Here is an 8424-nt window from a genome sequence, read left to right as displayed (position 1 = left end):
TTCGCGGCCTCCGCCCGCTGCGCCCAGCCGACGTAACGGGCGAGGTTGAGCCCGCCATCGGCCTCGCTGGAGGGATGACGCCAGCCCGCCACGTGGTGTCCGGTGGCGTAGAAGAAGGCGCCGAGGCGCAGGGTGTCGTGTCTCATGGGCTGATCGGGATACGCGTCGGCGCGAAGGTGCGTGGCTTCAGGATGGAGTTCGCCGAGTAGGCGGAATACGCATTGGCAAGCAGAGATGCCAGGATGGGGGATCGCGGCGGCTTCAGTGGATGATATTACCGCAGCCACAAAATAAATTCAAAATAATATAATCCCAAAAATGTCGATCAAAGAAAAATTTACCTAGTATTGATCGATATTTCTATTACCAATAACTTTTAAATCGTCATATCACACAATTTCATAATCCCGAGGGGCCAATCTAGGCTTTCGAGGTCTTGGCTTTTCAAAATTCAGATTTTCACCTCAAGAATTTACCTGGCTCTAATATTTATGTAGCGCCACAATTGTAATGACATGCCAAGAACTTTAATTCGAACGATCGATGCTGGAACGTGCGGGTTACGCGACTATGTAACGCGTCTACGGATCGCCGAGGGATTCGACACCAAGACAGCTGCTGTCCGTCCTGAGCCTCCGTGTTTCCAAGCAGCAGGGGGTAAGCCCGGTCGAAGACAGTCAAGACGAATTTAAATATCCGCTTCACTCATGATGCCGTCCGAAAGCAGCCAGACCGCTCACCACCCCAATCCGCCATTCGGCTACCTGTCGTCACGACGGACCTCGTACCGCTTACTGCCTCGCAGCGCGCCTTTCCGGGGCTCGGACAACTCGACCGCGAGCACGGCGCTGCCCTGATGGGAGCGCTCGACGCCTGCAATAGAAGGTTCGGGCGAGGCGCTTTCGTGCCGGGCAGCTCAGGGTTCGCCCCGAAGCGGGATTGATCGACCAGGTTCGACATGCGCTCGACGCGATACACCACCTGGATCGACGAACTCCGAATCGTTGCCGCCGCCTAGGTTGGGAGACAGCCGGCGGCATCGACGCGGGATTCAAGCGTTCCGCCGGCGCTGCGAAGGGTCAAGCGGTCCATGCCGTCGTTCCATTCCGCGCCAGCGCCACGGTCAACCACACGGCCGAGACCAGGAAGTAGATGGCGCCGAACGCGGCGTAGGGAGCGATGTCCGTGATCCCCGGCGTCAAGGCACCGTTCGCCTTGAAGATGAAGTGGGTGCCTGCGAGGGCCGACTGGGCCCCGCTGAGCGCCATCGCCCACTGGGCACCCGCCTGCCAGCGCCGCATGCCGGTCGCGAGCTGCAACAGGCCGGATAGGATTGCCCAGACCCCGAACACCGCCAGCACCGCGTGCATGCCCGATCCGAGCGCGACCGCCACCGCGACGGCGACGAATGTGCTGGCAGCCGCGTTGAGGGCTTGGCTGGGATTGGCAGCGAAGCCACCACTGCGACGCGCGTCGATGACGTTGGCGACGGCATCCCAGGCGGGATAAGCGACCAGGAGCGCCGCCGCGGCCGGTGGCATGCCCTTTCCGATGGTGAAGGCAGCAGCGACCCAGCCGGCGGAAACCCCGGCACGGAGGAAGTAATAGGAGCTCAGCCAGCGCGAAGTGTCACGGCCGGATCTTTGGACGGTCGTCATCGATGGTCCCTTCTGTTGTGCGGCGAGGCGGAAAATCGGAACGACGGGCAATCACGCGGATGACTCCGGCGACCGAAACGCCGGGCTACGTGAAAGCGGTGTCTTTCCAGGGGGATATGTCTCGCTTCGGAAGGCACTTTTACAAACGGACGCCGTGGGTACCCATGACCGGATCGCTCGAAAATTTGACCGTTCCTCCGGAGGGTGGACCGAGCGTTGCCACCGGCGACCTCCTCTCCCTCGTCCTAGCGCAGATCAAGCTCACCGGGGACCACGTCCGATTGCTGGAGGTCGAGCCGTCGGGGATCTTGGACCTGGAGGTCGGAGCGGCTCATGTCCTCGTGGTCGCCGAGGGTTCGCTCCACATCGAGGGCGATGGCGCGGAGCGCGGCATCATCGAAAAGGGCGATCTCGTGCTTCTGCCCCGTGGACTCGGAGGTGCGAGTCTGGTCGCATCCGCCTCGCATGCTTCGGTGATCCTCTGTCGGTTCTGGTTCGATCCTCACGCCCTGCGCGGCATGGTCTCGGCCCTGCCCGAGCGCATCCACATCCGGCGCGACGAGGGGGCGGGGTGGCTGGAGGGCATCGTACCCGTCCTGATGGTCGAGGTGACCGACGACGAGCCGGGCGCGGCCCTGATGATCTCGCGGATCATCGACGTCATCGTCATCCGCACCTTACGGACTTGGGTACGGCGCGGGCACACCACCGGATGGCTGGGAGGGCTCTCGGACGCCCGCATCGCCCGGGCGTTGAAGGTCATGCACGAGCGTCCGTCGCGTCCTTGGGGCATCGAGGCCCTGGCGGACGCGGCCGGCATGTCGCGGTCGAGCTTTTGCGAGCGGTTCACGGCGCTCGTCGGGCGCTCGCCCCTGCGCTACCAGAACGAGTGGCGGCTCGCGCTCGCCCGGGACATGCTGATCGCCCGCAAGGCGCGTGTCGGGGAGGTCGCATTGCGCGTCGGCTACGAGTCGGAGGCAGCCTTCAGCCGCGCCTACAAGGCCATGTTCGGACACCCGCCGCGGGACGAACCTGCGCCGCCGAGCAGTGGTGGAGGACGGGGCGAGCAGGACGGCGGCTTGCGAGAGGGGAGCTGAGCATGTTGAGACCCATTATTTTGACACCCATCCAGCGGTCATGCTGTCCCACGCCCCCTCCGCCGGACGGGTTCACCCTGTTCGACGAGGTAGGTGCCGATAGGCGCACGAGGCTGACCGCAGGCCGGGCGAATCACCGCGCAAGCACGTTTCCGCTGAACATGCCGCCCCGGAACACCAGCGCACCCGGATCGGTCACGAAGAGGACGAGGTCAACGTCGGACCGGGCCCCTACACTCTCGCCCTTGCCCTCGCCCGTCAGGTAGGCAGTCTCGCCCGCCTGCAACGTCAGACCGCCAACCTCGACCTCACCGCCGAAGACATGGAGCAGCCGAACCGTGCCTTGCGTCGGAAGCGGAGGTAGGGGCAACGCGGATCCCACCGTAACACGCGCGTCGGCGACCCATGCCTGCGCGCGGACCTCCATGGAGACGACACTTCGAAAGGTGAACGGCGGTTTTCGGATCGTTTTAGCGCACCTGTGGGTGGTAGCGACTCGGGGAGTCCAGAGAAGTAGAAAAGCGTCGATACGCTCTTCCTCTATGGGGACGGAGTTTCCAGCATCGGCTCTGAAGGTCGCGCCTTGTAGAAACATCGCCTTATGAATCAGTCTTAGCTGATGAACCATTTTTATCTGTGCTCAAGTATTCAATTGCCCTACACTGAGTCACTCTTAAATCGCCATGCCACTGAATAGATTAAGGAATTTTGAATCAGTCTTAGCTGTGTCCGACACAACACCCTCCCACTTCCAATAGAGAACAGCGCCGCTCGTATCGGCGATGCTGTTCGGTTCAGAGCTTTGCGATGGCCAGCGCCGAGTCGCGGCTCGGAGAGCGGACATCGGGGATCGATCACGCGCATCCTACAATGAGTGCCCGGTCACTCTCGCGCCCCCCTCTCGGAGCGTCCCGCGGGCGCCGGTCTCGTTCCTTGCCGGTGGATGCGTCTCTCGCGGAGACCGAACGGATCACGGTCGGCGCAAACGGCTCAGCGTGACCGGCTGGGACGTCCGCCAGTGGACTTCATTCAAAATCAGCCCGTGACCGGGGCCTCGAACGGGCAACCTCTCTCGGGCAAAGCGCGCCAAACGCTCAGCGCATCCCACGCGCCGCCATCTCCTCCGGGGCCTGCTCGGCCGCATTCTGGCGTGCGATGAGCGCCATCAGGTCGACCGGCCGATAGTCGCACGCGTCCGCACCCACGTCGCAGGAACGGCTCGTGTCCGGCAGGCAGGCATGGGTATGTCCGTAGAGATGGCGCGTTTCCCGCCAGAACCCCGGCCAGGACCGGTGGGGGTAGTGCGACAGGAAGAGCCGCCAGGCTCGCCCTTCGGGGTCGTGCACGCTGATCCGGGCATTTTCCATGGGCGGCTCGGCCCAGGGCAGATCGAGTACGCGATTGGTGTCGTGGTTGCCGCGCACCAGCCGTTTGATGCCGTTGAGGCGGGCAAACACCGCCGCACATTGCGCGCGGCTCGCGCCCGCTGCGAAATCGCCGAGATGCCAGACCTCGTCGCTTTCGCGGACAACCGCGTTCCAGCGGGCGATCAGAGCCTCATCGTGGCCCTCGATCGACCCGAAGGCCTGGCGCCGCCTCTGTACGAGGGGCGCATCCCCGAAATGCGTATCTGCCGTGAAGAACGTCGTCATGCACCCTTCGGTATCAATCCGTCTTTGGAGCACGGAGATCGGCTCGCGCGCCGTCGACCACCGAAATGGCATGGCTCCGGCAGCGCTCAATCGGGCGCGATGTCGCTTGCTCTGCGCGACCCATTCGCGCTCAACGGCCTTCGATCGACCGGACCGCGATCGAAGGACTTGCGGCTACCCGCCGCGTGCCGGAACTCCCATCCGCCGCAATCCTTTCCTCGATACAGAACATGAATGGATCGGGGTCGTTTTCATGCGTTATACTTTGCTCGGACTTGGTGCACTCGCGGCCATGATCCTCCCGGACGCGGCCCTGGCCCAGAGCAAGCCCCTGCCGCCGCCCTCGAGCGATGTCATGCCCCCCGTCCAGCTCACGATCATCATGGACGGCGATAAGCCCGTCTGTGCGCCCGCCGAACTGAAATTGCCGGCCAACACGAATGTGGAACTCCACATCGTGAGCCAGGCTGCGGAACCCGTGACCATCACGGCGCCGGGACAATTCGAGAATGCCAACGTCCTGCATGCCGATGGCGATCTCGTCCACGTCGCCAGCGAAAAGGGGTATCTCGTCAAGCAGAACGGCAAGGGGGTCCTGCGCATCCGAACCCTGAAGGAAGGCCAGGAAACCTACGCCTGCACGAGCAACCGCAACCAGAAAGCTCCCTTCGAAGGCAAGCTGGTGCTGACGGCGCCCGCGGGCTAGCCCCTCCGGAGGCAGCGGTTCGTCTCCAATCCCTCGCGGCCGCCGATACGACAGCCCGGGGGCGTGCCGAGCGCTTCCCGCGACGACCCTCGTCGTCGGGTCCGGGTTTCGACAGGGCCGTCTCGCCGGCCCCGATCTGCCAATCAGGAATCCGCCGCGATCTCGAACTCCATGCCCCGGCCCGGCCCCTGATCGGCATAGTCGACGAGGATGTAGCCGCGTTCCCGCAGGGCCGCGTCGAGGATTTCGCGGTGCTTGCGGAACGTCTGGCCGATCGCGAGCGGTGTCAGGCGCGGGTTCCCCTGGCGAAGTGGATCGACGCCGATGTTCAGGGGCGCTCCTTCGCGGTCGGCGATCCGGATCAGGGCGGACGCGAGGTCGGAGGCCTTCGTCTCTGCCGCGGATCTCGCCTTGAAGGCCATTGTCGAATCCTTTCCTTGCTGCCGCGCGCAGGTGAATGGGGCGACCCGGCACGCTCCGATCAGGAACGCGGCATTCCCATCGATCGTGTTCCTCGTTTGTTCTAACAGGCCAGCGGCCGGGATGCACGGGGAAAGGACCGAGTTCGGCAGAGCTTCCTCCACAGCGGGTGCCAGGGGCGATTGAAAGACGGGAACGCTGGCATCCAGCACGTGCAGTCATGAGCTATCATCACGAAGTCGTGCGCGCGGGCTATGCTTTTAACCCAGGACATAAGCCTCGTCTGATCTTTCCAGTCGGGAAGCAGAGGTAACGTATCGTTCATTGCGGCTCTTGACGAAGACATAAGGCCTTCGTCGCTAGAAGCTGCGCATGATGCTCACCCTGATTACGCTTCTGGAGAGCCAGGCGGTCGTCTCCGTGCTGGCCGCAGCGACGATCTGCACCCTGAGTGCCTGGCTGACGGTGCACCTGCTGCGCAAGGCCGAGGCCGCTCCGGCGAACCGCCGTGTCCGCTGGCTGACCGGCACGGCACTCGCGGCGGGCCTCGGGGTCTGGACGACGCATTTCATGGGAATGCTCGGATATCGGACCGACGTCATCCTGGGCTATCACTACGGCACGACCGTCATGTCCGCCGTCATCGCCGTGATCGCGGTCGGCGTGCCCTTCGCGCTCTCGGCCCTGCCGAGGAGCCGCCTGTCCCGGGGCCTCCTCGGTGCCATGTCGGGGCTCGGCATCGGTGCAATGCACATCACCGGCATGTCCGCTCTGGAGGGGTGCCTGCAGAGCCAATCCGAGACGGCCAATGCCCTGGCCTACCTCCTGGGGGCGGTGGCGATGGCCGTCGTCCGCCTCCTTCCCGGGCGACGTCCCTTCGATGCCCTCGCCTGTGCGCTCATCGTCCTGGCGGTGTGCGGGACGCACTTCACTTCCCTGGCGGGGACGACCGTGGAGGGGCAGCGTACCGGCGATCTCGGCGCCAACATTCAGGTCGCACTGAGCATCCTCACCGCCTCCGGCGCCACGATCCTCATCACCGGCGCCTTCATCGCCCTGGCCGCGACCCGACGCTTCGAGGCGCAGGAGCAGGCGCACCTCAACGTCCTGGCGACGGCCCTTCAGAACATGTCCAACGGCATCCTGAAGATCTCGTCCGGCGGGACGATCCAACTCTACAACCAGCGCCTCCTCGGCCTGCTCGGTCTCAGACCCGGCGACATGCACCTCGGAATGCACCTCGACGCCTTTCTCACGGCTACGGGCAAGGCCAACGGTTGGGATGCCGAGCGTATCGCCCGGACGGTGAGGAATCACTGGCTCTGGATGGCCAAGGGCGAGGAGACCTGCATCGAGCACGTCTTCGACGACGGCCGAATCCTGTCGATCGCCTGCCAGCCCGTCGCCGACGGCGCCGTCCTGACCTACGACGACGTGACCCGGGACCGGCGCGCCCAGGAGGAAATTTCGCAACTCGCCTATCACGACCCTCTGACGGGCCTGTGCAACAGGCGCGCGCTCAACGAGCGGATGCAGGCCGATCATCACGCCGGAGCCCAAACCACCCTGCTGCTGGTCGATCTCGACCGGTTCAAGTTCGTCAACGACACGTTCGGGCACGCGGTCGGGGACCAGCTTCTCGTCGCAGTGGCGGCCCGGCTGCGCACACTCATCGGCGCGCAGGGATTCATCGCGCGGCATGGCGGCGACGAACTCGCGATCCTGACACCGGGCGATGTGGAATCCGCCAAGGCTCTGGCGGACCGGATCGTGGCGGAGATCGAGAAGCCCTATCCGCTGGAGAGCGTGACCGTGGTCGTCGGCTGCAGCATCGGCGTGTGCAGCGTCGACGTCAGCACCAGCCCGAGCGACCTGATGCAGCGGGCCGACATCGCACTCTATGAGGCCAAGCGCCGTGGACGCGGGCTGGCGGTCGGCTATCGGCCCGGCATGATCGAGGCCATCGCCGAGCGCGGTCACCTCGAGACCGACCTCCGCGGCGCGCTGGCCGAGCAGCAGTTCCACCTCGTCTACCAGCCGATCATGTCGCTCACGAACGACCGGATCGTCTCATGCGAGGCGCTGATCCGCTGGAACCACCCGCACCGCGGCGCGGTCTCTCCGGACGAGTTCATCCCTCTCGCCGAGGAGAACGGCCTGATCGTCCCGATCGGACGGTGGGTGCTGGAGCAGGCCTGCCGGGAGGCCGCCGGCTGGCCGCCCGAGCGGCATCTGGCCGTGAACGTCTCCGCGGTGCAGCTCCGTTCGCCCCTGCTGCTCTCGCACGTCACCGAAGCCCTCGCGCGGAGCGGGTTGCCGGCGAGCCGCCTCGAACTCGAACTGACAGAGACGGCCCTCGTCGAGGACGGGCCGCAGATCGCCCATACCCTGCAAGCCCTTCGCCGTCTCGGCATCAGGATCGCGATGGACGATTTCGGGACGGGCTACTCCTCCCTGGCCCACCTGCGCGACCTTCCCCTCGATCGGATCAAGATCGATCGCAGCTTCGTCGCCGCGGCCCTGAACGACCGCCAATCCCTGGCGGTCATCAAGGCGGTGACGCAGATGGGCCGGGACATGAACATCCCGACGCTGGCGGAGGGCGTGGAAAGTCGGGAGCAACTCGACCTTCTGCGTACGATCGGCTGCGACGCGGTCCAGGGCTACCTGATCGGCCGTCCCGCCCGCCCCCGACAGGAGAATAGTCCGGAGGCCGGCAATCGGGCCGCCTGACTGCTCCGGGCCGCGCCGCCGTCTCCTTGGCAGAGCGGATTATGGGAAACGGCGGGCTGGATGCGGCTTTCGGCGCAGCCGTCCTGAGAACCCGGCGGCACGCATGAGCACTGTATCGGGGGCGGATGGCGCCACCCCGGGGTGAGAATGTTAACCCA

7 protein-coding genes and 1 pseudogene are annotated in these 8424 nt (G+C 64.8%); 3 read left to right on the top strand and 5 right to left on the bottom strand.

The features are described from left to right. Both AC3WLN_RS17960 and AC3WLN_RS17955 read right to left on the bottom strand, forming a co-directional pair. A pseudogene (locus AC3WLN_RS17960) lies at nt 1–146 on the bottom strand (nitrilotriacetate monooxygenase); the annotation flags it as partial. 933 nt (nt 147–1079) lie between these two features. Next, complete coding sequence (locus AC3WLN_RS17955; RefSeq protein ID WP_492483513.1) at nt 1080–1658, bottom strand: DUF308 domain-containing protein; 579 nt, start codon at nt 1656–1658, stop codon at nt 1080–1082. Nucleotides 1659–1822: 164 nt separating this feature from the next. Between AC3WLN_RS17955 and AC3WLN_RS17950 the strand changes: the two genes are divergently transcribed. Continuing rightward, nucleotides 1823–2755 carry a helix-turn-helix transcriptional regulator gene (locus AC3WLN_RS17950; protein WP_492483511.1) on the top strand — a complete coding sequence of 311 codons (933 nt, stop codon included), beginning with the start codon at nt 1823–1825 and terminating at the stop codon, nt 2753–2755. A gap of 133 nt (nt 2756–2888) precedes the next feature. Here the strand turns inward: AC3WLN_RS17950 and AC3WLN_RS17945 are convergent, their stop codons facing one another. Further along, nucleotides 2889–3182, bottom strand: a complete 294-nt coding sequence (locus AC3WLN_RS17945; protein ID WP_492483509.1) for a pirin family protein — start codon at nt 3180–3182, stop codon at nt 2889–2891. A 667-nt stretch (nt 3183–3849) separates the two neighbouring features. After that, complete coding sequence (locus AC3WLN_RS17940; RefSeq protein WP_492483507.1) at nt 3850–4407, bottom strand: metallophosphoesterase; 558 nt, start codon at nt 4405–4407, stop codon at nt 3850–3852. A gap of 253 nt (nt 4408–4660) precedes the next feature. Between AC3WLN_RS17940 and AC3WLN_RS17935 the strand changes: the two genes are divergently transcribed. After that, on the top strand, nt 4661–5113 hold the full coding sequence (locus AC3WLN_RS17935) for a cupredoxin domain-containing protein (RefSeq protein ID WP_492483516.1): 453 nt from the start codon (nt 4661–4663) through the stop codon (nt 5111–5113). Nucleotides 5114–5256: 143 nt separating this feature from the next. Here the strand turns inward: AC3WLN_RS17935 and AC3WLN_RS17930 are convergent, their stop codons facing one another. Then, nucleotides 5257–5535, bottom strand: coding sequence for an adenylosuccinate synthase (locus AC3WLN_RS17930; RefSeq protein WP_492483515.1), 279 nt, complete (start codon nt 5533–5535; stop codon nt 5257–5259). Between the two features lie 370 nt (nt 5536–5905). Here AC3WLN_RS17930 and AC3WLN_RS17925 point away from each other — a divergent pair, with 370 nt between their 5' ends. Continuing rightward, entirely contained in the window at nt 5906–8266 is a 2361-nt protein-coding gene (locus AC3WLN_RS17925) for a bifunctional diguanylate cyclase/phosphodiesterase (protein WP_492483505.1), read from the top strand. The last annotated feature ends 158 nt before the right edge of the window (nt 8267–8424 follow it).

This window comes from Methylobacterium sp. FW306-05-D (assembly GCF_058782155.1).
This window is presented reverse-complemented; position numbering and strand designations above follow the sequence as displayed.